This window comes from Rhizobium ecuadorense (assembly GCF_001187535.1).
GTDB classification, from domain to species: Bacteria; Pseudomonadota; Alphaproteobacteria; order Rhizobiales; family Rhizobiaceae; genus Rhizobium; species Rhizobium ecuadorense.
On the sequence record NZ_LFIO01000159.1, the window covers coordinates 1 to 239 of the forward strand.

At 57.3% G+C, this 239-nt stretch carries 1 pseudogene; it reads right to left on the reverse strand.

Features of this window, described 5'->3' with window-relative positions:
• Positions 1 to 63: 63 nt before the first annotated feature.
• Positions 64 to 239, reverse strand: a pseudogene (locus AF337_RS45020) (NUDIX hydrolase); the annotation flags it as partial.

Sequence of the window (239 nt, forward strand, 5' to 3'; positions counted from 1 at the left end):
CTTCAGAAGCAACTCATGGCTGCCGCGCACCTCACGCATGAGTGCAGTGAGATGACGGCTCGATCAATAACTTCGGGCCGCTCGTTCCAGATGCGTCAGGAGGTCGGGAAGCATTGGTCGCTGCCCTTTCAAGAGCTTTATGGCTGCGTCGGGCAGGGAAAACCATCCCGCACGATCAACCTCTGGAAAGCTCTTTGCCCGCCCTGACCGTGGCGGCCATTCCATTTGAAATTCGGAAC